This window comes from Streptomyces sp. NBC_00158 (assembly GCF_045160885.1).
Lineage (GTDB): Bacteria > Actinomycetota > Actinomycetes > Streptomycetales > Streptomycetaceae > Streptomyces.
Genome location: NZ_CP108161.1, coordinates 1439499 through 1463770 on the forward strand (window position 1 = coordinate 1439499; position 24272 = coordinate 1463770).

Consider the following 24272-nt stretch of genomic DNA (forward strand, 5'->3'; position numbering starts at 1 on the left):
CCCCGGGGCTCCCGGGCGGCACCCTGCGTCTATGTTGTAGCCCGTGACCTCAGACGCCACCGCCACCGCCAAGCCGCCCCGCTCCCGCGCCTCCCGGATCCGGCGGGGGCTCGCCTGGACGGCCGCCGTGGTGGTCCTCGGCGCGGCGGGGTCCGGCTGGTGGGTGTACGGCCACCTCAGCGGGAACATCGACAGCGTGGACCTGGACAAGGCCATCGGCAGCGACAACCGGCCGCCGAAGGTGGTCGAGAACGCGCAGAACGTCCTGGTGCTCGGCTCCGACTCGCGGGCCGGTGCCAACGGCGAGCTCGACCACGGCGACGTCAGCGGGGCCCGCTCCGACACCGCGATGCTGGTGCACATACCCGAGGGCCGGTCCAGGGCCACCGCGGTGAGCATCCCGCGCGACACCCTGGTCACCCGGCCCGAGTGCAAGGACGGGGACGGCGCCACGGTCCCCGAGGCCCGCCGGGTCATGTTCAACTCCGTCTACTCGCTGGCCGGTCCGGCCTGCGTGGTCAAGACGGTGGAGCAGCTGTCCGGGATCCGCGTGGACCACTTCGTCGAGGTGGACTTCGCCGGCTTCAAGGGCCTCGTCGACGCCCTGGGCGGGGTCACCGTCACCCTCGACCAGCCGATGACCGGCGCGAAGGGCGGCCTCAAGCTGGACGCGGGGACGCACCGCCTGAACGGCACCGACTCGCTGAAGTTCGTACGCACCCGCTACGGCTACGGGGACGGCAGCGACCTCGGACGCATAGGCCTCCAGCAGCAGTTCATGCTCGCGCTGCTCGCCGAGATCAAGAACCAGGACGCCCTCGGCAACCCGGCCCGGCTCTACAAGCTGGCCGACGCCGGCACCAAGTCGCTGACCACCGACTCCGATCTGGCCTCGCTCACCGCGCTGTCCGACTTCGCGCGGAGCATGCAGCGGGTGGACCCGTCCACCATGGAGACCATCATGCTGCCGGTGGCCTACGACAAGGTGGACCCGAACCGGGTCGTGGTGGCGCAGGAGCAGGCCTCCCAGCTGTGGGAGGCCCTGCGCAACGACCGGAAGGTGCCCGCCTCGGCGAAGGACTCCCCCGCCAAGGGCGGCGGCCCGGGCGCCAAGTCCAAGGCGCCCGGGCCGTCCCCGTCGTCCTGATTGGCCTTGCGTCCGCGTCCTCCTAGTACTCCGCGTCCTGGCCGACCTGGGCGAGGCGGCTCTTGCGCTTCCCGTACAGGAAGTAGACGACGAAGCCGATCACCATCCAGATCCCGAAGCGCACCCAGGTCTCGGCCGGCAGGTTGAGCATCAGCCAGAGCGAGGCCGCCATCGACAGGATCGGGACCACCGGCACCCACGGGGTGCGGAAGGACCGGTGCAGGTCGGGGCGGGTCTTGCGCAGGATGATCACGCCGAGCGCCACGATGACGAAGGCGAACAGGGTGCCGATGTTGACCAGTTCGGCCAGCTTCGCGAGGCTGGTGAACCCCGCGATGACCGCGATGACCGAGCCGAGGAGCAGCGTGGCCCGGTAGGGGGTGCGGTACTTGGGGTGGGTGACCGAGAAGACGCGCGGCAGCAGGCCGTCGCGGCTCATCGCGAAGAACACCCGGGTCTGGCCCAGCAGCAGGATCATGCTGACCGTGATCAGGCCGACGGCCGCCCCGAGGCTGATGGCACCGGAGAAGAACGGCTGGTTCACGGACTTGAAGGCCTCGGCGAGCGGTGCTGTCGGCGACATCTCCGCGTAGTACTGCATGCCGGTGACGACGATGGTCACGGCGACGTAGAGCAGCGTGCAGATGAGCAGCGAGCCGAGGATGCCGCGCGGCATGTCCCGTTGCGGGTTCTTGGTCTCCTCGGCCGCGGTGGCCACGACGTCGAAGCCGATGAAGGCGAAGAAGACCAGGGAGGCCGCGGTGAAGATGCCCATGACGCCGAAGTTGGTGGGCTCGTACCCGAACAGCAGCTGCACCAGTGGTGCCGTCCAGCCGCTGCCGCCCTCCTGCGGCTTCGCCGGGGGGATGAAGGGCGAGTAGTTGTCGGCCTTGATGAAGAACAGGCCCGCGATGATGACCAGCAGCACCACGACGACCTTGATGGCCACGACGACCGCGGTGATCCGGGCCGACAGCTTGGTGCCGACGACGAGGATCGCGGTCAGGACGATGACCAGCAGGAAGGCCATCAGGTCGAAGGTGCCGCCCGCGTCGGGCCCGGACAGCGCGACGGGCATGTCCCAGCCGAGGTTCGTGTGCATGAGGTGGCGTACGTACCCGGACCAGCCGACGGCCACGACGGCCGTGCCGAGGGCGAATTCGAGGACCAGGTCCCAGCCGATGATCCAGGCCGGCAGCTCGCCGATCGAGGCGTACGCGAAGGTGTACGCCGATCCGGCCACCGGGACGGTGGAGGCGAACTCGGCGTAGCAGAGGGCCGCGAGGGCGCAGACGACGCCCGACACCACGAAGGAGAGCGCGGTGGCGGGGCCGGCGTTGTTGCGGGCCGCGATGCCCGTGAGGACGAAGATGCCGGTGCCGATGATGACGCCGACACCGAAGACCGTCAGGTCCCAGGCGGAGAGCGATTTGCGGAGCGCGTGCTCCGGCTCCTCCGTGTCACGGATGGACTGTTCCACCGTCTTGGTGCGGAACGGGCTGTTCGGATCCGTGCTCACCGACGCACCTCCCAAGAAGTACGCGAACGGGCCGGGAGGCCCACCCTTCAAGGGTGATCTCCCGGCCCGTGACGTGCAACCGCGCGATCCGGCCTGGTGCGGCTAGTCGACTGTGGCGGCCGGCTCGCTCTCGAAGCGGCCGTCCAGCTTGGCGACCAGACCGGTGACCTGGCGGGCGATGTCCGGGGCGGTCAGGCCGATCTCGGCCATGATCTCCTTGCGCTGCGCGTGGTCGAGGAAGCGCTGCGGGATGCCGAAGTCACGCAGCGGTACGTCGACGCCCGCGTCGCGCAGGGCCTGCGAGACGGCGGCGCCCACACCGCCGGTGCGGCCGTTGTCCTCGACGGTGACGACGACCCGGTGGCGCTCGGCGAGCGGGGCGAGGGCCTCGTCCACCGGCTTGACCCAGCGGGGGTCGACCACGGTGGTGGAGATGCCCTGCTTGTCGAGCAGGCCGGCGATCTCCAGGCACATCGGGGCGAGCGCGCCGACGGAGACGAGGAGTACGTCCGGACGGGTGACCTCGGGGGCCGGCTCGCGCAGGACGTCCATGCCGCCGATCCGGCCGACGGCCGGAACGGCCGGGCCGACGACGCCCTTGGAGTAGCGCACGACGGTCGGGGCGTCCTTGACCTCGACGGCCTCGCGCAGCTGGGCGCGCAGCTGCTCGGCGTCGCGGGGCGCCGCCAGGCGGAGGCCGGGGACGACCTGGAGGATGGACATGTCCCACATGCCGTTGTGGGAGGCGCCGTCGTCGCCGGTGACGCCCGCGCGGTCGAGGACGAAGGTGACCCCGCACTTGTGCAGGGCCACGTCCATGAGGACCTGGTCGAAGGCGCGGTTGAGGAAGGTGGCGTAGACCGCGAAGACGGGGTGGACGCCGCCGGTGGCGAGGCCGGCGGCCGAGGTGGCGCCGTGCTGCTCGGCGATGCCGACGTCGTAGATGCGGTCCGGGAAGGCCTCGGCGAACTTGTTCAGGCCGACCGGGTGGAGCATGGCGGCGGTGATGCCGACGATGTCCTCGCGCTCGTGGCCGAGCTTGACCATCTCGTCGGCGAAGACGGAGGTCCAGCTGGCGGCGGCGGTCTTGACCGGGAGGCCGGTGTCGGGGTGGATCACGCCGACCGCGTGGAAGCGGTCCGCCTCGTGCTCCAGGGCCGGGGTGTAGCCGCGGCCCTTCTGGGTGAGGCAGTGCACGATGACCGGGCCGCTGAAGCGCTTGGCGCGCTGGAGCGCGGACTCCAGGGCCTCGATGTCGTGGCCGTCGATGGGGCCGATGTACTTCAGGCCCAGGTCCTCGAACATGCCCTGGGGGGCGATGAAGTCCTTGAGGCCCTTCTTGGCGCCGTGCAGGGTCTCGAAGAGCGGCTTCCCGACGACGGGGGTGCGCTCCAGGATCTCCTTGCCGCGGGCCAGGAAGCGCTCGTAGCCGTCCGTGGTGCGCAGGGTGGCCAGGTGGTTCGCGAGGCCGCCGATGGTGGGGCCGTACGAGCGCTCGTTGTCGTTGACGACGATGACGAGCGGGCGGTCCTTGGCGGCGGCGATGTTGTTCAGCGCCTCCCAGGCCATGCCGCCGGTGAGCGCGCCGTCGCCGATGACGGCGGCGACGTGGTGGTCCTCGCGGCCGAGCACCTCGTTGGCCTTGGCGAGGCCGTCGGCCCAGCCCAGCACCGTGGAGGCGTGCGAGTTCTCGATCACGTCGTGGTCGGACTCGGCGCGCGAGGGGTAGCCGGACAGGCCGCCCTTGGCGCGCAGGTCCGAGAAGTCCTGGCGGCCGGTGAGCAGCTTGTGGACGTAGGCCTGGTGGCCGGTGTCGAAGAGGACCTTGTCCTTGGGCGATTCGAAGACCCGGTGCAGGGCGATCGTCAGTTCGACCACGCCGAGGTTGGGGCCGAGGTGCCCGCCGGTCTTGGAGACGGCGTCGACGAGGAAGGACCTGATCTCTGCCGCGAGCTGGTCGAGCTCCTCCTGGCTGAGCCGGTCCAGATCGCGCGGTCCCTTGATGCGGGGCAGCAGCACCCGTGCCTCCTTGCAGTTGCTTGCTGGTCTGTCGAGTCTAATGTTCCGCTCGCGAGGGCGGTCATCGGGCGGTACCTGGCGGGTCACACCTTTGTCATACCTGTACACCTCGTCGCGAAATCACACATCCCAAACGGGCGTACAGCTGCACACCCGTACGCACACGTGTACGCACGGGTGCCCGGCACCACACGGAGTGGCACCGGGCACTGTGACGGGTCTTACCGCCTGGGATCGGCCCAGGTCGCGCGGTCAGGCGCGGCCGGCCGACTTCTGGGTCTTGCGGGTCACCGAGTCGATGACCACCGTGGCCAGCAGCACGGCACCGGTGATCATGTACTGGATCGGAGTCGCGATCCCCTCCAGGGCCAGACCGTACTGGATGCTGGTGATGACCATCACACCGAGGAGGGCGTTCCAGGTGCGGCCGCGGCCGCCGAAGAGGCTGGTGCCGCCGATGACGGCCGCCGCGATCACGTTCATCAGGAGGTCGCCGGCGCCGGCGCTCTGGTTGGCCGCCGCGATCTTGGAGGCCCAGAAGAGGCCGCCGATCGCCGCGAAGGTGCCGGCGATCGAGAAGACCGCGATGCGGATCCCGTTGACGTTGATGCCCGCGCGGCGGGAGGCCTCGACGCTGCCGCCGAGGGCGAAGACGTTGCGGCCGAAGGTGGTGCGGCGCAGGACGAAGTCCGTTCCGACCAGGGCCACCACGAAGATCACCAGGGCCAGGGGCAGGCCCTTGTACTGGTTGAACACGACGGCCGGGCCGAAGGTGAAGACCGCCAGCAGGCCGGTGCGCAGCAGGATCTCGCTGAGCGGCCGCGAGGGGACCCCGGCGGCCTCCCGGCGGCGGTTGTCGGAGTGGGTGGCGAGGAAGTAGGCCACGGTGGCGACGGCCGCGAGGCCGTAGCCGGCGGCCACGTCCGAGAAGTAGTACGTGGTGAGCTTTCCGACCACGCCCTCGGAGTCGAGGTTGACGGTGCCGTTGCTGCCCAGGATCTGGAGCATCGCACCGGACCAGAACAGCAGGCCGGAGAGGGTGACGGCGAAGGCCGGGGCGCCGATCTTGGCGAAGAAGAAGCCGTGGATCGCGCCGATCAGGGCGCCGCCGCCGACGGCGGCGAGGATCGCGACCCACTCGTTGACGCCGTGGGTGACGGCGAGGACGGCGACGATCGCGCCCGAGACGCCGCTGACGGAGCCGACCGAGAGGTCGATCTCGCCGAGCAGCAGCACGAAGATGATGCCGACGGCCATCATGCCGGTGGCGACCATGGTGATCGCGATGTTGGAGAGGTTCTCCGGGGAGAGGAAGTTGGAGTTCAGCCCCTGGAAGATGCTCCAGATGATGATCAGGCCGAGGACGACGGGGATCGAGCCCAGGTCGCCGGCCTTCATCTTGCGGCCGAACTCGCTCAGGTAGCCGGACAGCCCCTGCTCGCGCACGAGCAGGCGCGGGTCGACCACCGGAATGGCGTCCGCCGGGGCGGCGGGGTTGGCCAGCTTGGCCACCTCTTCCGCCGCGGTGTGGTGTTCGGTGCTCACTTGCGGGCCTCCCCGGTGCGGGCCGCCCGGCGGGTCACGGCGTTGTCCGTGGCCCCGGTGATGGCGGAGATGATCTCTTCCTGCGAGGTGTCGGCGACGTTGAAGACACCGTTGTTGCGGCCCAGCCGCAGCACCGCCACCTTGTCGGCGACGGCCTTCACATCGGCCATGTTGTGGCTGATGAGGATGACGGCGTGGCCGCGCTCGCGCAGCCGCTCCACGAGGTCGAGCACCTGTGCGGTCTGCTCGACGCCGAGGGCCGCGGTGGGCTCGTCGAGGATGACGAGCTTGGGCTCGCCCAGCATCGAGCGGGCGATCGCGACGGTCTGGCGCTGGCCGCCGGAGAGCGAGGCGATGGGGATCCGGACACTGGGGATCCGGATGGACAGGGTGGTCAGGAGCTCGCGTGCGCGGCGCTCCATCTCCACCTCGTCGAGGACGCCGAAGCGCTTGAGCTCGCGCCCGAGGAAGAGGTTGCCGACGACGTCGATGTTGTCGCACAGCGCGAGGTCCTGGTAGACGGTCGCGATGCCGAGGTTCTGGGCGTCGTGGGGCTTGCCGATGGAGACCGGGCGGCCCTCCCACTCGATGACTCCGTCATCGATGGGGTGCACGCCGGCGATCGTCTTGACCAGCGTGGACTTGCCGGCGCCGTTGTCGCCGACCAGGGCGACCACCTCACCGGAGTGGATCTCGAGTTCTACGTCGGTCAGGGCCTGGACGGCACCGAACCGCTTCGAGACCCCTCGCAACGCCAGCACGGGCGCAGCGGACACATGAACCATCTCCTTCGCCGCCTGACCGGCGGGGATGTCGTGCAAAAGAGCAGGAGCGGGGCGGATGGGATACGACGAGCTAGAGGTGAATCGTCTTTGCGATAAATCGTTTCTGCCCGGCGCCCCGCGGTTGGCGGGGTATGAGGGGCGGGGCGCCGGGCAGGGCAGGGGGTCGTCGGGCCGCGGGAGGGGCGGCAGCGTCGACGGGGCCTTACTTGAGGCCGATGGTGGCGCAGGCGGCCGAGAACTTGTCGGTGCAGATCTCTTCGACCGTGTAGACGCCGTCCTTGACGACGGTGTCCTTGATGTTGCTCTTGGTGAGCGAGACGACCGGGATCAGCACGGACGGAACGCCCTTGGTGGTCGGGCTGTCGATCTTGTTGTTGATGATCCCGTCGATCTTCTCGCCCTTGGCGAGGGCGACGGCCATCTCGGCGGCGGCCGCGGCCTCGGGGGCGTACGGCTTGTAGACGCTCATGAACTGCTCGCCCGCCACGATCCGCTGCACGCCGGCGAGTTCGGCGTCCTGGCCGGTGACCGGGGGCAGGGGGGACAGGCCGGCCGCCTTGAGGGCGGTGATGATGCCGCCGGCCATGCCGTCGTTGGCGGAGTAGACGCCGATCACCTTGTCCTTGCCGAGCGCGGTCAGCGCACCCGCCATGTTGGTGTTCGCGTTCTCCGGCTTCCACTCCTTGGTGTCGTACTCCTTGCCGATGGTCACCTTGCCGTCGAGGACGGAGTGGGCGCCCTTCTTGAACAGCGCGGCGTTCGGGTCGGTGACGGAGCCGTTCATCATGACGATCTGGCCGTCCTTGGCCTTGTCGCCCAGGGCCTCCAGCAGGGCCTTGCCCTGGACCTTGCCGACCTCTTCGTTGTCGAAGGAGGTGTAGGCGTCGATCGGACCCTCGGCCAGGCGGTCGTAGGCGACGACCGGGATGCCGGCGTCCTTGGCCTTCTTGACCGAGCCGGCGATGGCCTTGGCGTCGACCGCGTCCACGATCAGGACGTTCACCTTGTTGGTGATCATCGTGTCGACCTGGGAGTTCTGCGTGGTCGCGTCCTGCTTGGCGTTGGCGTAGACGACCTGCGCCTTGCCGCCGGTGAGATCGGCGACCTTCTTCTCGATCAGCGGCTTGTCGAACTTCTCGTAGCGCGCGGTCTGGTTCTCGGGCAGGAGCAGACCGACCTTGATCGCGTCACCGGCGGCGGCGGGCCCGGAGGGCTTCTTCTCGCCGCCCGCTTCCTTGGCACTGCCACATGCGGCCAGCGAAACGGCCATGGCACCGGCGGCGACGGCTACGGCGGCTCTACGCATACGCGTGTTCATTCGTTGAACCTCCCTGACGAGGCCGCAACGCTGCGGCCGAGGTGGACGTGAGTCAACCCCGGCCGCGGTTTGCCGTCAAGGAGTGAATCCTTAACGAGATGACAACGGTGCCATCCGTTATCTACCTGAAGACATGGCGGCGGGGACTCGCACCCCAATGCCATTTTCCGCCAAAAGCGTCGAATCGCCCATCTCGCTGAGTACGAGGGCCAGTGCGCCCAGTACTTCCGCCCGGCCGCCCAGCGACCCGGTGAGGACCGACAACTGGCGGGCCGCGCTGGGGATCGCGTACCGCCCCACGGACTCGCGGATCGGCGCGAGCACCAGCTCGCCGGCCTCCGCCAGCGAGCCGCCGAGCACGATCCGGCTCGGGTTCAGGAGGTTGCAGAGGCTGGCCGCGCCGCTGCCGATGTGCCGGCCCACGTCGGCGATGACCCGGCGGCAGCCGGGGTCCCCGCCCCGGGCCAGCTCGACCACCTTCTCCATGGTCAACTCGGGCCCGTGCGTGCCCTGGAGCAGCGGCAGCACGTACCGCGCGGCGGCGAAGGTCTCCAGGCAGCCGCGGTTGCCGCAGCGGCAGACGGGGCCCGATTCGTCCAGGGTGATGTGCCCGATCTCGCCCGCCGTGCCGCCGGGCCCCCGGTAGATCTGGCCGTTGATCACCAGCCCGGCGCCCACACCGCTCGCGACCTTGATGTACGCCAGGTCGCGGACCCCCCGGCCGCTCCCCCAGACGAGTTCCCCCAGCGCGCCGAGGTTCGCGTCGTTGTCCACGTAGACGGGTACGCCCAGGCGCTGCGAGAGCTCCTGGCGCGGGTTGATCCCGGCCCAGCCCGGCAGGATCGCCGTCGAGCCGAGGGTGCCGGACTCCACGTCGATCGGGCCCGGGACGCCGAGCCCGACTCCGATGACCTTGTCGCGGGCCACCCCGATGCCCTGGACCAGCCGTCCGACCAGGGCTTCCGCCCGGTCGAAGCCGTCCACCCAGGAGGCGTCCACGTCCAGTGGCTCGGTCTCCTCGGCGAGCACCTGGTGCGCCAGGTTGCCCACGGCCACCCGCAGGTGGGTGTGGCCGAAGTCCACTCCGATGACGATGCCCGCGTCCCCGCTGAGGGAGACGCTGCGGGCCCGGCGGCCGCCGGCCGAGGTGTCGGTGACCTCTACGGTCCCGCTCTCCTTCAGTTCGCGGACGATGTTGGAGACCGTGGCCGCCGACAGTCCGGTGGTGCGGGCGATCTCCGCCTGGGTCAGCGAACCGGCGAGGCGCACGGCCCGCACGACTCTCTCCAGGTTCGCGCGATGCAGCGAGGACTGCGATCCGGGAGTCTGCACGACTCATCCACTCCTGCCCATAAGCGACGGACGTCCGTCGCCCCCCGGCCGGTTTCGCGGCTATGCGCTCCGAGACCCCGGCGTCTCTCCAACTTGTGAAGCTTAAGTCGAGCCTTTGCCCACTCCGCCGTCAAGAGCCTGAGACAGAGCGAACCGGACACATGGCCCGAAAGTATGAACAAGGGCCGCCGAGATCGTGTTACGGTCGCTGAGGCGCCGGTCCTCTGCGGCCTTTCCGGCCGGACCGCGCGCCGTGCCGTGACAGCGCTACGCGAGGAGGTGTTCGGGATGAGTCCCGATCGAAGTCCTCGCCGCGCCTGCGCCGGCTGACGCGCCGACCGTCCGGGCATCCGCCCCGCTGATCGGCTGACCCCGCGCGCACGCCCACGGCGACGACCCCGCGCCGTTCCCGTGCCGCGCCCGCGCCGGTCCACCGGCGGGACCCCGTTCCCCTTCTCCTTTCGCATGCCCTGACTCTCCTGTCAGGCATACGTCATCCATGTCCGCGGCGCACCCCGTGGCGTCCCCCGCCACCCCGCGCCGCACATCGATCACTCCACGTCACCGGACGGCTGCGCGCTGCCCGGACGCCGTGGAGGGAGGTATTCGTCATGACCATGCTCACCCCTCGTACCCCCGTGAAGCTCGCGCCGCCGGGCCGCGGCCGCCGCGAGCGCAAGGCCGCCGAGCTCGAAACCGCCACCCGCCTCGCCGGCGAGCGGCTGGCCGCGATCAGCGCCCGCCCGGCCGTCCGGGTCCTCCAGGACGCCGACACCTCCCGCAGCGGCCTCACCCACGCCGAGGCCGCGCTGCGGCTGGAGCGGCACGGCCCCAACGTCGTCGCCCGGGAGCGCACCCCGCTGTGGATCACGCAGCTCGCGAAGGCCTTCTGCAACCCCTTCATCGGCGTCCTGGTCTTCCTGGCCGCCGTCATGTTCTGGCAGGACCCGGCGGACCCCGGAGTCGTCATCCTGTCGGTGATGGTGGCGGTCAGCGGGCTGCTGCGGTTCTGGCAGGAGTACCGCTCGGGTCGGGCCGCAGACGCCCTGAAGAAGCTCGTCACCACCACCTGCGCGGTGCAGCGCCGGGCCGGCAGCGGCTCGGCGCCCACCACCTTCGAGGTGCCGATGGACCGGGTGGTCCCGGGCGACCTGGTCAAGCTGGCCGCCGGCGACCTGATCCCGGCGGACCTGCGGCTGATCACCTCCAAGGACCTGATGGTGGGCCAGGCGGCCCTGACCGGCGAGTCGTTGCCGGTCGCCAAGGCCGACGCTCCCCCTCGCTCCGCCGGGGGGACCCCCAGCGCCGAGGACCTCGGCCAGGACACGACCACCGACCCCGTGGAGGCCGACAACCTCTGCCTGATGGGCACTTCGGTGACCTCCGGCACCGCCACCGGCGTGGTCGTCGCCACCGGGGCCGGCACCTACTTCGGCTCCATGGCCGGCACCCTGGTCGGCGAGCGCCCGCAGACCAACTTCGACACCGGCGTGCGCAAGGTCAGCTTCCTGCTGATCCGCTTCATGCTGGTGATGGTCCCCGTCGTCTTCATGGTCAACGGCCTGACCAAGGGCGACTGGGACGAGGCCTTCCTCTTCGGCATCGCCGTCGCTGTGGGCCTGACCCCCGAGATGCTGCCGATGGTCGTCTCCGCCAACCTGGCGCGCGGCGCGGTCGCCATGTCCCGGCGCAAGGTCGTCGTCAAGCGGCTGAACGCGATCCAGAACCTGGGTGCGATGGACGTGCTCTGCACGGACAAGACCGGCACCCTCACCGAGGACCGGATCGTCCTGGACCGCTACCTGGACGTGCACGGCGCCGAGGACGGCGAGGTCCTGGAGTACGGGTACCTCAACGCCCACTTCCAGACCGGCCTGAAGAACCTGATGGACCAGGCGGTCATCGACCGCGTCAACGAGGCCGAGGAGGTTGTCGTCGACGCACGGTTCTCGATGGTCGACGAGATCCCCTTCGACTTCGCCCGGCGCCGGATGTCCGTGGTCCTCAACCGCAACAGCATGACGGCGACGGCCGGCCGGCCCGAACACGTCATGATCACCAAGGGTGCGGTCGAAGAGGTCCTGGCCCTCTGCACGCACATGACCGACCGCGGCGAGAAGGTCGAACTGACCGACGGGCTGCGGCTGCGCGCCACCCGGATCGCCGAGGAGAACAACCGGCAGGGCCTGCGGGTGCTGGCGGTGGCCACCCGTACCGTCGCCGAGCCCCGCGGCACCTACACCGTCGCGGACGAGGACGGGCTGACCCTGGTCGGCTTCCTCGCCTTCCTCGACCCGCCGAAGGCTTCCGCGGCCGCTGCCCTCCAGGGCCTGGCGGACAAGGGCATCGCGGTCAAGGTGGTCACCGGCGACAACGAGCTCGTCGCGGCCCGGGTCTGCGCCGACGTCGGCATCGAGGTGGGCCACGTGGTCTCGGGCTCCGAGGTGGACGCCCTCGACGACACCGCACTGCGCGCGCTGGCCGCCCGTACGACCGTGTTCGCCAAGGCCAACCCGGTCCAGAAGGCGCGGATCGTACGCGCCCTGCAGGCCGAGGGGCACACCGTCGGCTTCCTCGGCGACGGGATCAACGACGCGGCCGCCCTGCGCGACGCCGACGTCGGCATCTCGGTGGACACCGCCGTGGACATCGCCAAGGAGTCGGCGGACATCATCCTGCTGGAGAAGGACCTGACCGTCCTGGAACAGGGCGTGGTCCAGGGCAGGACCACCTTCGGCAACACGATCAAGTACATCAAGATGACGGCCTCGTCGAACTTCGGCAACGTCTTCTCGGTGCTGGTGGCGAGCGCGTTCATCCCCTTCCAGCCGATGCTCGCCATCATGCTGCTGGTGCAGAACCTGGTCTACGACATCTCCCAGCTGGCCACGCCCTGGGACCGGATGGACCCGGAGTACCTGCGCAAGCCCCGGAACTGGGACGCCAAGGGCATCTTCCGCTTCATGGTCACCATCGGCCCCATCAGCTCGATCTTCGACATCGCGATGTTCGTGGTCATGTGGCACGTCTTCGCGGCGAACACGGCGGCCGAACAGTCGCTCTTCCAGTCCGGCTGGTTCGTCGAGGGCCTGCTCTCGCAGACCCTGATCGTCCACATGATCCGCACCCGCAAGATCCCCTTCATCCAGTCCCGCGCCTCCTGGCCGGTGATGACGATGACCGTCCTCGCGGTGCTGACCGGGCTCTGGCTGCCCTTCTCGCCGCTGGCCCCCTCGCTGGGCTTCGTCGCCCTCCCGGCGTCGTACTTCCCGTGGCTGATCGGCGTACTGCTCGCGTACTGCACGCTCACCCAGCTCGTGAAGACCTGGTACATCCGCCGCTTCGGCACCTGGCTCTAGCCGGACGCGGGCAACGAGGAACGGAAGGAGGACGGGCCGATGACCCTCCTCACGGAATGGCAGATGGCCGCCCACCTCGCCGCGGCCCTCGGCTTCGGCTCGGTCATCGGCCTGGAGCGCCAGTGGCGCGCCCGGATGGCGGGGCTGCGGACGAACGCCCTGGTGGCGGGCGGGGCGGCGCTGTTCGTCCTGCTCTCGCAGTACGGCTTCCTGAGCGCGGTCTCCGAGGTGAACTACGACGGCTCGCGGGTCGCCGCCCAGATCGTCTCGGGGATCGGCTTCCTCGGCGCCGGGGTGATCATGCGGGACGGGCTGAGCGTCCGGGGCCTGAACACGGCCGCCACCCTGTGGTGCTCGGCGGCCGTGGGCTGCCTGGCCGGGGTCGGCCTGTTCGTCCTCGCCGCCTTCGGCACGGCGGGCGTCGTGGGGGCCAACCTCCTGCTGCGCCCGCTGGGCCGGCGCCTGGACCGCGAGCCGGGCGGCGGGGCGGAGGTGTCCGCCGACTACCACTTCGAGGCCGTGTGCCTGGAGGCGGAGGAGGCCCACATCCGCCACCGGCTGGTCGACGCCCTGGCCCGGCCGGGCTACCAGCTGCGGGAGATCCGCAGCCAGGACGGCCCGCTGCCGGGCCGGGTGACGGTGTCGGCGCTGCTGACCGCGGAGGGCGAGAAGGGCCGCGCGCTGGAGGAGGCGGTCAGCAGCCTCTCGCTCGACCCGTCGGTCTCGGCGGTCAGTTGGTCGGTCGTCCCCGCCCAATGAATCGAACACGTTCAGCCCGGCTGGCAGTATGGGTCCTGGACGGTCACCGGGGGGCGAGCATGCGTCAGAAGCGTTCGTACGGACGGGTCCTGCTGGTCTCGGTACTGGTGGGATACCTGGAGGTCGCACTCACCGTCGTGGTCGCGCTGCTGTACGTGCGGACGCAGCCGCCCCCCGACACACCACCCGACTGGGGCTGGATCGCGGCAGGCCTCGTCTCCCTCACGGGCATCGTCGGCGTGATCGCGTTCCTGCTGTCGCTGCTCTTCGTGCTCCCGGCGGTCGCGCTGTCCGACCTGCTCGGCCGCCGGCTCGGCGAGCGTGCCGCGTGGTGCTGCACACCGCCGCTGGTGGCCGCCCTGCTGGCGCCGCCCGTCTGGACCTTCGCCGCGTACAACGCCGCGCGGACCGGCCCCGTGCTGCTCTTCTGGGCCGCGGCCACGGCCTCGCTGTCGGCCGGCGCCCTGGCCGCCCGGCCCCGGGGCGAGGGGCTCGCGCGCCGGGTGGCGCTGTGGGGCGGGGCGCTGGTGGCGGGGACGGGCCTGTTCGGCACCCTCGGGCTCGTCACCGGGGCGCTGCCCCCGTACGAACCCCCGGTGATCGGCCCGGCGGCCCTGGCCGGCACCTGGGCCGACCACACGGGCAACACCCTGACCTTCACGGCGGACGGCCGGGTCACCGCCTCCGGTGTCGCCGAGCACTCCCCCGGCGACACCTCGGGCCGCACCCCGCCGGGCTGCTCGGGCACCGGCACCTGGTCGTACGAGCCCGGCCGGGACCCCTGGTCCCAGCGGGTCCGCCTGGACGTACCGGGGTGCGGCTGGCCGGCGTGGGGCGTCGGCGGCACCGGACGGGAGCCCAGGCTCCACCAGAGCGTCGGGGGTCCCGGCTCCGGAAAGCTGTACCAGCTGCGGAAGGCTACTTCAGGGTCGCCGAGGTGAGGCCCGCCTGGATCTGGCGCTGGAAGGACAGGTAGACCACCAGCATCGGGATCATCGCGATGGTCACGCCGGCGAAGAGCACCGGCAGGTCCGTCTCGTAGCCCATCTGGTACTGGAGCTGGATCAGGCCCTGGGTGAGCATGTAGCGCTCGGGGTCGGAGCCGCTCTGCGGCTGCATCAGGACCGAGGGCAGGATGTACTGGTTCCACTGGCCCAGGACATTGAATATCCCGACGCTGATCAGGCCGGGCTTGGCCATCGGCAGCATCACCTGGAAGAAGATCCGGGTGTCGGAGGCCCCGTCGATCACCGCCGCCTCGTGCACCGCCGTCGGCAGGGTGCGGAAGAAGGAGTGCATGAAGAAGACGGTGAACGGCAGCGAGTAGGCGACGTAGACCAGGATCAGCCCCTGGTAGGTGTTGAGCATGTCCAGGCGCCTGACCATGAAGAACAGCGGTACGAGCGCCAGGAAGACGGGGAACATCGCCCCGCTGACGAAGAAGTAGTAGATGATCCGGTTCCCCCGGAAGGGGTAGCGGGCCAGCACGTACGCGGCCATCGACCCGAGCAGCATCGTCAGCGGGACCGAAAAGGCCATCACGATCAGGGTGTGGCCGAAGTAGCCGCCGATGCCCTTGTCCCAGGCCCGGCCGAAGGCGTCGAAGTGCCAGTTGGAGGGCCAGCTGAGGGCCGAGGCGCCGATCTGGGTGTCGGTCTTGAAGGAGCCGAGGGCCAGCCAGACGAGCGGCAGGACGATCAGGACCGCCCAGACGGCCAGGAAGCCGTGCGAGAAGACGTTGAGCACCATGCCGTCGGAGCGGCGGCCCCCGTCGCCCCGGGGGCCGCGCCCGGCGCCGCCGGAACCCTCGGCGCCGGACTCGCCCGGCGCCTTGATCACTGTGGACTGTGCAGTCATCGTGGTCTCCCGCTCAGAACTCGATGCGCTCGCGGCGGGTGGCGCGCAGCGTGACGATGGAGAGGATCATGGTCAGGAGGAGCATGACCACGCCCATGGCGCAGGCGTAGCCGCTCTTCCCGAAGTACAGGAAGTTGCGCATCAGCACCGTGGCCATGACCTCGCTGTGGTGGTCGGGTCCGCCGCCGAACTGGCCCGAGGTCATGGTCGACACGAGGACGAACATGTCCATCGCGGCGATGCCCAGGTAGACCGCGGAGGTCTGCACAGAGTCCCACAGCAGGGGCAGGGTGACCCGGAAGAAGGTCTGGGCGCGCCCGGCGCCGTCGAGCAGGGCGGCCTCGTAGATGTCCTTGGGCACGGACTGCATGGCGGCCGAGAAGAGGACGAGGTAGAAGCCGACCCCGTGCCAGACCACCACGAGGAGCAGGCACCACAGGACGAGGTCGGGGTCGTTGAGCCATTCGACGGGGTGGGCCGGGTCGACGAGGCCGGCCCGGGCGAGCAGCCCGTTGAGCAGGCCGCCCTCGTCGCTGCGGTACACCGCTCCGAAGAGCACCGCGAGGATGGCGAGGGAGAGGACCTGCGGGAAGAAGTAGACGACCTTGTAGAAGGCCGATCCGCGTACGCCCCGCACCCCGCCGGCCCCGCTGCGCCCTCCCGCGTTCACCATGAAGGCGAAGAAGAGGGCGAGCAGGATGGTGATCACCGGGACGAACACCAGGAGCAGCAGGTTGTGCCAGAGGGCGCCGCGGAAGACCTCGTCGTCCATCAGGGCGGAGTAGTTCTCCAGGCCGACGAAGTCGAACGTCGGTGACTGGCCCGACCAGTTGGTGAAGGAGTAGCCGAACGTCTGCACGTACGGCCAGATGACGAAGGTCAGGTACAGCGCGAGCGGCAGGACGAGGAAGCCGGCGATGAAGCCGGTGGTCCTTCCCCTGCGCCGGGCTACTTGGCTCATGGTGTCCGTCCCTGTGACGCTGCCGGTGGACGTGGGGTCAGCTGCGGTGGTTGTTCTTGGCGTTGGGGTCCTTGGCAGCCTTGTCTACCGCAGCCTGGGCCCGCTTGATCCACTCCTTTGGCTGGATCCGCTGGGCCATCAGCTCATTGGACGCGTTCTGGATCTCGGAGTCCATCTCGCTGTACCAGTCGGGGTAGAGGTAGTTGAAGGTGTCGGCCCCGGCGGCCTTGACCGCGGCGACGGCGGACTGGGTGCCCGGCCGGAGCTTGACGCCCGGGTCGACTCCGTCCTTGACGACGGTGAGGGAGTTGGCCTGCTGGGCGAAGGTCGTCGACCATTCGCGGGAGAGCATGGAGCGCAGGAACTCCAGGCCGCCGGCCTTGTTGGCGGCCTTCTCGGGGACGACGAAGGCCTCGTTGGCGCCGGCCCGGATGGCGGTGAAGGGCAGCTTGCTGTCGGCGAGCACGGGCACCGGCAGGAACTTCATGTCGAAGTCCTCCGGGGTCTGCTTGAGCTGCTCGTTCTCCAGCCAGGAGCCGGAGGGGATGAAGGCGGCCTTGTACTGGTTCCAGGCGGTCTGGGACTCGGTGTGGGTCAGGCCGTTGGTGCCGGGCATGAGGTAGCCCTTCTCGACCACCTCGTAGACCGCCTCGACCGCGGCCAGGGCGGCGGGGTTGCCCTCGAAGGCGTTCGGGGCGAGGTTGTCGATGGCCTTCATGGCCTCCAGACCGCCCTTCTTGGCGATCAGGTCCATGATGACGACGTTGATGTAGTACGGGTACTTGCCCTGGTGGGCCAGGCCGCCGATGCCGGCCTCCTTGGCCTTGGCGCAGACGGCCAGGAACTCGTCCCAGGTCTTGGGCTCGGTCCAGCCCTTCTCCTTGAAGAGCTTGCCGGAGTACCAGAGGCCGAAAACGGTGTACACGTAGTTGAGGGCGACGAACTTGCCGCCCTGGGAACCCTGTTCGACGGTGCCCGCGATCAGGGTGTCGCGGACCTTCTTGCCCGGGTCGTCGAGCGAGGGGGAGTCGAGGAGCGCGGTCAGGTCGGCGAGCTGGCCGCCCTTGGCCAGGACGTCGATCTTGATCATCTGGGCGCCGGAGTCGTTGAGGACGTCCGGCGGGCTGCCGGCGTTGAACCGGGGCTGGAGCTTGGCCGCGATCTCCTGGGTGGCCAGGTGGGAGCTGGTGGTGCCCCACTTCTTGTCGAACGCGGCCTCCCAGGCCTTCGCGTAGTCGTCGCCGAAACCGCCCTTGAAGATGACCACGTCGAGCTTCCCGCCCTTGGCGAGGCCGAAGGGGTTCTCCTTGGACACGGCCCCCTTGTCGGGGCCCTTCGTGGTGTCCTCACCGCCGGAGGCGCAGGCGGACAAGAAGCTCATCGTCGGCACGCTGATCAGTCCGAGCGCTGCGGAACGCTTGATCAGATCACGGCGGCCGAAGCCCTCACCAGTGGATCCCATGCTCAAGTCCTCGCCTTCGTCAGGTGTGTGAAGGAGGCCGGAAACAACGGCAGTTACCGTGCACGCGGGCATCACCGCAGGTCCCCCGGCTTCCCCCGGCCCGGGGCCGCTCGTCGCGCGGTGGCCCGGACGGGCACAGGTATAGTCCACTTCCGCTCGGCTGAGCAAGATCGTGCACAAGGATCGTTCCCGGCTTTTCCGAGTTGAGACCTGTCCGTCACCTGAGACCGCCGCCGCGAAAAGCGGAAGGGCCGCACCCCCTTAACGGGGGTACGGCCCTATGGTGCCGACTGACGGCGGATCGCTCCGCCTGGCGCGCCCTTAGCCGCGGATGAGGTTCCGCAGGACGTACTGCATGATGCCGCCGTTGCGGTAGTAGTCGGCCTCACCCGGCGTGTCGATGCGGACGACCGCGTCGAAGGAGACACCGGTGTCGGTGGTGACCTTGACCGTGCGCGGGGTGGTGCCGTCGTTCAGCTCCTCCACACCGGTGAAGGAGAAGGTCTCCTCGCCGGTGAGGCCCAGGGAGGCCGCGGTGACGCCCTCGGGGAACTGGAGCGGGAGGACGCCCATGCCGATCAGGTTCGAGCGGTGGATGCGCTCGTAGGACTCGGCGATGACGGCCTTGACGCCGAGCAGCGCGGTGCCCTTGGCCGCCCAGTCGCGGGACGAGCCGGAGCCGTACTCCTTGCCCGCCAGGATGACCAGCGGGATGCCGGCGGCCTGGTAGTTCTGGGAGGCGTCGTAGATGAAGGAGACCGGCGCGCCCTCGACGGTGAAGTCGCGGGTGAAGCCGCCCTCGGTGCCCGGCGCGATCTGGTTGCGCAGGCGGATGTTGGCGAACGTACCGCGGATCATGACCTCGTGGTTGCCGCGGCGGGAACCGTACGAGTTGAAGTCGCGGCGCTCGACGCCGTGCTCCGTGAGGTACTTGCCGGCCGGGGTGTCGGCCTTGATCGCACCGGCCGGGGAGATGTGGTCGGTGGTGACCGAGTCGCCCAGCTTCGCCAGCACGCGGGCGCCGGCGATGTCGGAGACCGGGGTGGTCTCCATCGTCATGCCCTCGAAGTAAGGGGGCTTGCGGACGTAGGTGGACTGCGGGTCCCACTCGAAGGTGTTGCCGGTCGGGATCGACAGCGCCTGCCACTGGGCGTCGCCCGCGAAGACGTCCTGGTAGGACTTCGAGAACATGTCCTCGCCGATGGCGTTGGCGACGACGTCGTTGACCTCGGCCTCGGAGGGCCAGATGTCCTTGAGGAAGACCGGGTTGCCCTCGGTGTCGACGCCGATGGCGTCGGCGGTGATGTCCACCTTCATGGAGCCCGCGATGGCGTACGCGACGACCAGCGGCGGGGAGGCCAGGTAGTTCATCTTGACGTCGGGGTTGATGCGGCCCTCGAAGTTGCGGTTGCCCGAGAGGACCGAGGTGACCGCGAGGTCGTGCTCGTTGATCGCCTTCGAGATCTCCTCGTCCAGCGGACCGGAGTTGCCGATGCAGGTGGTGCAGCCGTACCCGACGAGGTTGAAGCCCATCTTGTCGAGGTACGGGGTCAGGCCGGCCTTGTCGAAGTAGTCGGTGACGACCTTCGAGCCCGGGGCCAGGGTGGTCTTGACCCACGGCTTGCGGGTCAGGCCCTTCTCGACCGCCTTCTTGGCCACGAGCGCCGCGGCGACCATGACGTAGGGGTTCGAGGTGTTGGTGCAGGAGGTGATCGCGGCGACGGTGACGGCGCCGTGGTCGATCTCGAAGGAGGTGCCGTCGGCCAGGGTGACCTGGGTCGGGCGGGTCGGCACGCCGTTGGTGGCGGCCGGGGCGTCGGAGGCCGGGAAGGACTCCTTGCCCGCCTCGTCGGCGTCGTCCACGTAGTTCAGGACGTCCACCGCGAACTGCTGGGCGGCGTTCGCCAGGACGATGCGGTCCTGCGGGCGCTTCGGGCCGGCGATGGAGGGGACGACCGTGGAGAGGTCGAGCTCCAGCTTCTCGGAGAAGTCCGGCTCGGCGGCCGGGTCCAGCCACAGGCCCTGCTCCTTGGCGTACGCCTCGACGAGCGCGACCTGCTGCTCGGAGCGGCCGGTGAGCTTGAGGTACTTCAGCGTCTCGCCGTCGATCGGGAAGATCGCGGCGGTGGAGCCGAACTCCGGCGACATGTTGCCGATGGTGGCGCGGTTCGCGAGGGAGGTCGCGGCGACGCCCTCACCGTAGAACTCGACGAACTTGCCGACGACGCCGTGCTTGCGCAGCATCTCGGTGATCGTGAGCACCAGGTCGGTGGCGGTGGTGCCGGTCGGCAGCTCGCCGGTCAGCTTGAAGCCGACGACGCGCGGGATCAGCATGGAGACCGGCTGGCCGAGCATCGCGGCCTCGGCCTCGATGCCGCCGACGCCCCAGCCCAGCACGCCGAGGCCGTTGACCATGGTGGTGTGCGAGTCGGTGCCGACGAGGGTGTCCGGGTACGCCTGGCCGTTACGGACCATGACCGTGCGGGCCAGGTGCTCGATGTTGACCTGGTGGACGATGCCGGTGCCCGGGGGGACGACCTTGAAGTCGTCGAAGGCGGTCTGGCCCCAGCGCAGGAACTGGTAGCGCTCCTTGTTGCGGCCGTACTCCAGCTCCACGTTCTGGGCGAACGCGTCCTTGGTGCCGAACTTGTCGGCGATGACCGAGTGGTCGATGACCATCTCGGCGGGCGAGAGCGGGTTGATCTTCGCCGGGTCGCCGCCGAGCTCCTTCACGGCCTCGCGCATGGTGGCGAGGTCCACGACGCAGGGGACGCCGGTGAAGTCCTGCATGATCACGCGGGCCGGCGTGAACTGGATCTCCTGGCTGGGCTGCGCCTGGGAGTCCCAGCCGCCGAGCGCCCGGATGTGGTCGGCGGTGATGTTCGCGCCGTCCTCGGTGCGGAGCAGGTTCTCCAGCAGGACCTTCAGGCTGTAGGGAAGGCGGGCGGCGCCCTCAACCTTGTCCAGCCGGAAGATCTCGTACGACTCGTCGCCCACCTGCAGCGTGCTGCGGGCGTCGAAGCTGTTCGCCGACACGACAGTCTCCTTCATGCATGATCTCGCGCGTATAACCGCAATCCTGCCGCCACGCCCTGTGGCCAATCCGCTAAGGTCAGGCTAAGTTAGGTAACCCTTACCAGCGGGGGCGGCTGCGGTACGCCTTCGGCAGATATCTCGATGTCGAGATAACTCTAGTACATGTCCGGGGGCGGGCACGAGGTGCGCACCTCGCGGCCCGCCGGAGCCGTCCACCGGGCGGCCGCTCGGCCATGCCCGGACGCCGGCCGGCCGGAGGCTCCGGACGCCGGCGCGGCCACTGCCCCCTCCCTCCAAAAAGGGACGAGTGGCAATCTATCCCCGAAAGCTCGACACACCGACACAAAGGGGAGTTGACTCCACGCCCCGCCGAATCCGCGCGGCGCAAACCCCGTTGGGCCGTCCGCGCAATCTGACGGGCCGATAACACCCGTCCGCCACGCCTCGACACACCTCGACACACCCCAGGCGATCCACATCTCATATCTGAGATACGGTGCACCCATGGCAGACGACTACCTCGTACGCATCGGCAAGCTCATCCGTGACGCCCGGCAGCACCGGGGCTGGACGCAGAGTCAGCTCGCGGACGCCCTCGGCACGAGCCAGAGCGCCGTGAACCGCATCGAGCGCGGCAACCAGAACATCAGCCTTGAGATGATCGCCCGAATCGGTGAAGCGCTCGACAGCGAGATCGTCTCCCTGGGCTACGCCGGCCCGATGCACCTGCGCGTCGTCGGCGGCCGCCGCCTGTCCGGCTCGATCGACGTCAAGACGAGCAAGAACGCGTGCGTGGCGCTGCTGTGCGCCTCCCTGCTCAACAAGGGCCGTACGGTCCTGCGCCGGGTGGCCCGCATCGAGGAGGTCTACCGGCTGCTGGAGGTGCTGAACTCCATCGGCGTCCGCACCCGCTGGATCAACGACGGCGTGGACCTGGAGATCGTCCCGCCGGCCCGCCTCGACATGGACGCCATCGACGCGGAGGCGGCCGTCCGCACCCGCAGCATCATCATGTTCCTGGGCCCGCTGCTGCACCGGCTGGACCAGTTCCGCCTGCCGTACGCCGGTGGCTGCGACCTCGGCACCCGCACCATCGAGCCGCACATGATCGCCCTGCGGCGCTTCGGCCTGGACATCACCGCGACCGAGGGCATCTACCACGCGAAGGTCGAGGCGGGGGTCGCCCCCGACCGCCCGATCGTCCTGACCGAGCGCGGGGACACGGTCACCGAGAACGCCCTGCTCGCCGCGGCCCGCCACGACGGCGTCACCGTCATCCGCAACGCCTCCTCCAACTACATGGTCCAGGACCTGTGCTTCTTCCTGGAGGCGCTGGGCGTCAAGGTCGAGGGCATCGGCACGACCACCCTCACGGTGCACGGCGTCCCGGTCATCGACGTGGACGTGGACTACTCCCCCTCCGAAGACCCGGTCGAGGCGATGAGCCTCCTGGCCGCCGCGGTCGTCACCGAGTCCGAACTCACCATCCGCCGGGTCCCGATCGAGTTCATGGAGATCGAGCTCGCGGTCCTGGAGGAGATGGGCCTCGACCACGACCGCTCCCCGGAGTACGTCGCCGACAACGGCCGCACCCGCCTGGTCGACCTCACGGTCCGCCCGTCCAAGCTCGAAGCCCCGATCGACAAGATCCACCCGATGCCCTTCCCCGGGCTGAACATCGACAACGTCCCGTTCTTCGCCGCCATCGCCGCGTCCGCGCAGGGCAAGACCCTGATCCACGACTGGGTGTACGACAACCGGGCCATCTACCTGACCGACCTCAACCGCCTCGGCGGCCGCCTCCAGCTCCTGGACCCCCACCGCGTCCTGGTCGAGGGCCCCACCCGCTGGCGCGCGGCCGAGATGATGTGCCCCCCGGCGCTCCGCCCGGCGGTGGTCGTCCTCCTGGCCATGATGGCGGCCGAGGGCACCTCGGTCCTGCGCAACGTCTACGTCATCAACCGCGGCTACGAGGAACTCGCCGAGCGCCTCAACTCGGTGGGCGCCCAGATCGAGATCTTCAGGGACATCTGAGTCGCCCCGGCGCAGCATGAAGGCCCCGCCCCCGGAGTCCTCCGGACCGGGCGGGGCCTTCCCCACGTCCGGTCCGGGCCGGGGGCCTTCGCCGTTCTCCGGGTCAGGAGACGGTGCGCGAGCGGAGCTTCAGCAGGTCCGACGGGGTCAGGCCGAGACCGTTGGTGAGGAAGTCGCCGAAGCTGCCGTAGTCGGCCACGGCCTGCTCCCGGAACGCGGCGAGGTAGCTGCCGCGGACTTCCTGGAGCGGGATCAGCAGGTCCGGGTCCTGCATGTACCCGGCCGCCTTCACCTGGTCGCGCAGGGCCTTGTCCGAGGCGGCCCGCAGGCTGTTGGAGAGGAGGTAGTCCTGCTCCGAGGTCGAGGCGGGCACGCCGACGGCGCGGAGGATCGTGTCCGCGAGGACGCCGGTGCGGTCCTTGCCCGCCGAGCAGTGGAACGCGATCGGCTTGACGGAGTTGGCGACGTCCTTGATCGCCGCACCGAGCTGGGCCCGGTTGCCGGGGTTGGTCACGAAGCCCTTGTAGAGGGCGGTCATCCGCGCTTCCGCCGCCCCGTTGCCGAGCTGCGCCTGCTGGTGGACGGGGTCCTTGGAGCGGACCACACCGCCGATGAACGCGAAGAGGCTGGTGTCGTCGACCGGGCGGGCCACCGCGGTCACGCCGGCCGGGAGCCTGTCGGTGCCGTCAGCGGAGATCTCCGGGGCGGTGCGCAGGTCGACGACCTTGCCGAGACCGAGCGCGCCGACGGCGTTGACGCCTTCGGGGGTGAGCTTGGAGAGGGTCTCGGTGCGGTAGACGGTGCCCCACTTGGTGGTCTTGCCGTCGTAGGTGGTGTAGCCGCCGAGGTCGCGGGCGTTGACGAGTCCGGGGACGGACAGGACGCGGCCGGTCGCGCCGGCGAGCGCCGTGGCCGGCGCGGGGGCGGTGGAAGCGGCGTGGGCGGCCACGGGAGCCAGCGTGGCGGCGAGGGCCAGGGCGACGGCGGACGCGCCGAGGGCACGGAAAACGGATCTCACGCGAGTGGTCCTTCCTTGGGCGAGGGCGGGGACGGTAGCGCCTGGATCCTCAGATCTGAAGATGTTGCTCCGGTGGTCGACTGACGAACAATCAGCGTCGCGAGAATGGCAATGCATGTCA

Annotated in this window: 16 protein-coding genes; 5 read left to right on the forward strand and 11 right to left on the reverse strand. The window is 69.6% G+C overall.

Translation table 11 applies throughout. The features are described 5' to 3' along the window. The first annotated feature begins 43 nt into the window (after positions 1–43). Positions 44–1147, forward strand: coding sequence for an LCP family protein (locus OG553_RS06465; protein ID WP_405978055.1), 1104 nt, complete (start codon positions 44–46; stop codon positions 1145–1147). Between the two features lie 22 nt (positions 1148–1169). Here OG553_RS06465 and OG553_RS06470 read toward each other — a convergent pair whose 3' ends face one another. The 6 genes from OG553_RS06470 to OG553_RS06495 all read right to left on the reverse strand — a co-directional run bounded on the left by OG553_RS06470 (position 1170) and on the right by OG553_RS06495 (position 9665). Continuing rightward, positions 1170–2666: an amino acid permease gene (locus tag OG553_RS06470; RefSeq protein WP_405978056.1), complete on the reverse strand. Its 1497-nt coding sequence runs from the start codon at positions 2664–2666 to the stop codon at positions 1170–1172. Positions 2667–2768: 102 nt separating this feature from the next. Beyond that, the gene (gene dxs, locus OG553_RS06475; protein WP_405978057.1) at positions 2769–4685 is read right to left on the reverse strand and encodes a 1-deoxy-D-xylulose-5-phosphate synthase; all 1917 of its coding nucleotides are present in this window, start codon (positions 4683–4685) and stop codon (positions 2769–2771) included. A gap of 252 nt (positions 4686–4937) precedes the next feature. Further along, positions 4938–6230: a sugar ABC transporter permease gene (locus OG553_RS06480; protein ID WP_405978058.1), complete on the reverse strand. Its 1293-nt coding sequence runs from the start codon at positions 6228–6230 to the stop codon at positions 4938–4940. Further along, a complete protein-coding gene (locus OG553_RS06485; RefSeq protein WP_007267176.1) occupies positions 6227–7015 on the reverse strand; it encodes an ATP-binding cassette domain-containing protein in 789 nt (262 codons plus the stop codon). The genes OG553_RS06480 and OG553_RS06485 overlap by 4 nt, the downstream gene beginning before the upstream one ends. A gap of 202 nt (positions 7016–7217) precedes the next feature. Then, on the reverse strand, positions 7218–8333 hold the full coding sequence (locus tag OG553_RS06490) for a sugar ABC transporter substrate-binding protein (RefSeq protein ID WP_405978059.1): 1116 nt from the start codon (positions 8331–8333) through the stop codon (positions 7218–7220). A 117-nt stretch (positions 8334–8450) separates the two neighbouring features. Beyond that, complete coding sequence (locus tag OG553_RS06495) at positions 8451–9665, reverse strand: ROK family protein (protein WP_405978060.1); 1215 nt, start codon at positions 9663–9665, stop codon at positions 8451–8453. 611 nt (positions 9666–10276) lie between these two features. On the opposite strand from OG553_RS06495, the gene mgtA reads away from it, so the two are divergent. From mgtA to OG553_RS06510, 3 genes are read left to right on the forward strand one after another with little or no spacing between them, the layout of a single operon-like run. Continuing rightward, a complete protein-coding gene (gene mgtA, locus OG553_RS06500) occupies positions 10277–13024 on the forward strand; it encodes a magnesium-translocating P-type ATPase (RefSeq protein WP_405978061.1) in 2748 nt (915 codons plus the stop codon). 39 nt (positions 13025–13063) lie between these two features. Continuing rightward, positions 13064–13783: an MgtC/SapB family protein gene (locus OG553_RS06505; RefSeq protein WP_405978062.1), complete on the forward strand. Its 720-nt coding sequence runs from the start codon at positions 13064–13066 to the stop codon at positions 13781–13783. Between the two features lie 59 nt (positions 13784–13842). Beyond that, positions 13843–14724 (forward strand): hypothetical protein, encoded by an 882-nt coding sequence (locus OG553_RS06510; RefSeq protein WP_405978063.1) that lies wholly within the window; start codon positions 13843–13845, stop codon positions 14722–14724. Here the strand turns inward: OG553_RS06510 and OG553_RS06515 are convergent. The 4 genes from OG553_RS06515 to acnA form a co-directional block, all read right to left on the reverse strand. Beyond that, positions 14702–15640: a carbohydrate ABC transporter permease gene (locus OG553_RS06515; protein WP_405978064.1), complete on the reverse strand. Its 939-nt coding sequence runs from the start codon at positions 15638–15640 to the stop codon at positions 14702–14704. The genes OG553_RS06510 and OG553_RS06515 overlap by 23 nt on opposite strands. A gap of 13 nt (positions 15641–15653) precedes the next feature. Continuing rightward, complete coding sequence (locus OG553_RS06520; protein ID WP_405978065.1) at positions 15654–16601, reverse strand: carbohydrate ABC transporter permease; 948 nt, start codon at positions 16599–16601, stop codon at positions 15654–15656. Between the two features lie 37 nt (positions 16602–16638). Further along, positions 16639–18063 (reverse strand): N-acetylglucosamine/diacetylchitobiose ABC transporter substrate-binding protein, encoded by a 1425-nt coding sequence (ngcE, locus tag OG553_RS06525; protein ID WP_405978066.1) that lies wholly within the window; start codon positions 18061–18063, stop codon positions 16639–16641. A gap of 321 nt (positions 18064–18384) precedes the next feature. After that, positions 18385–21099 carry an aconitate hydratase AcnA gene (gene acnA, locus OG553_RS06530; protein ID WP_405978067.1) on the reverse strand — a complete coding sequence of 905 codons (2715 nt, stop codon included), beginning with the start codon at positions 21097–21099 and terminating at the stop codon, positions 18385–18387. 504 nt (positions 21100–21603) lie between these two features. On the opposite strand from acnA, the gene OG553_RS06535 reads away from it, so the two are divergent. After that, positions 21604–23133 carry a helix-turn-helix domain-containing protein gene (locus OG553_RS06535; RefSeq protein ID WP_405978068.1) on the forward strand — a complete coding sequence of 510 codons (1530 nt, stop codon included), beginning with the start codon at positions 21604–21606 and terminating at the stop codon, positions 23131–23133. A gap of 103 nt (positions 23134–23236) precedes the next feature. Here the strand turns inward: OG553_RS06535 and OG553_RS06540 are convergent, their stop codons facing one another. Beyond that, positions 23237–24151 (reverse strand): tyrosine-protein phosphatase, encoded by a 915-nt coding sequence (locus tag OG553_RS06540; RefSeq protein ID WP_405978069.1) that lies wholly within the window; start codon positions 24149–24151, stop codon positions 23237–23239. Between the last annotated feature and the right edge of the window lie 121 nt (positions 24152–24272).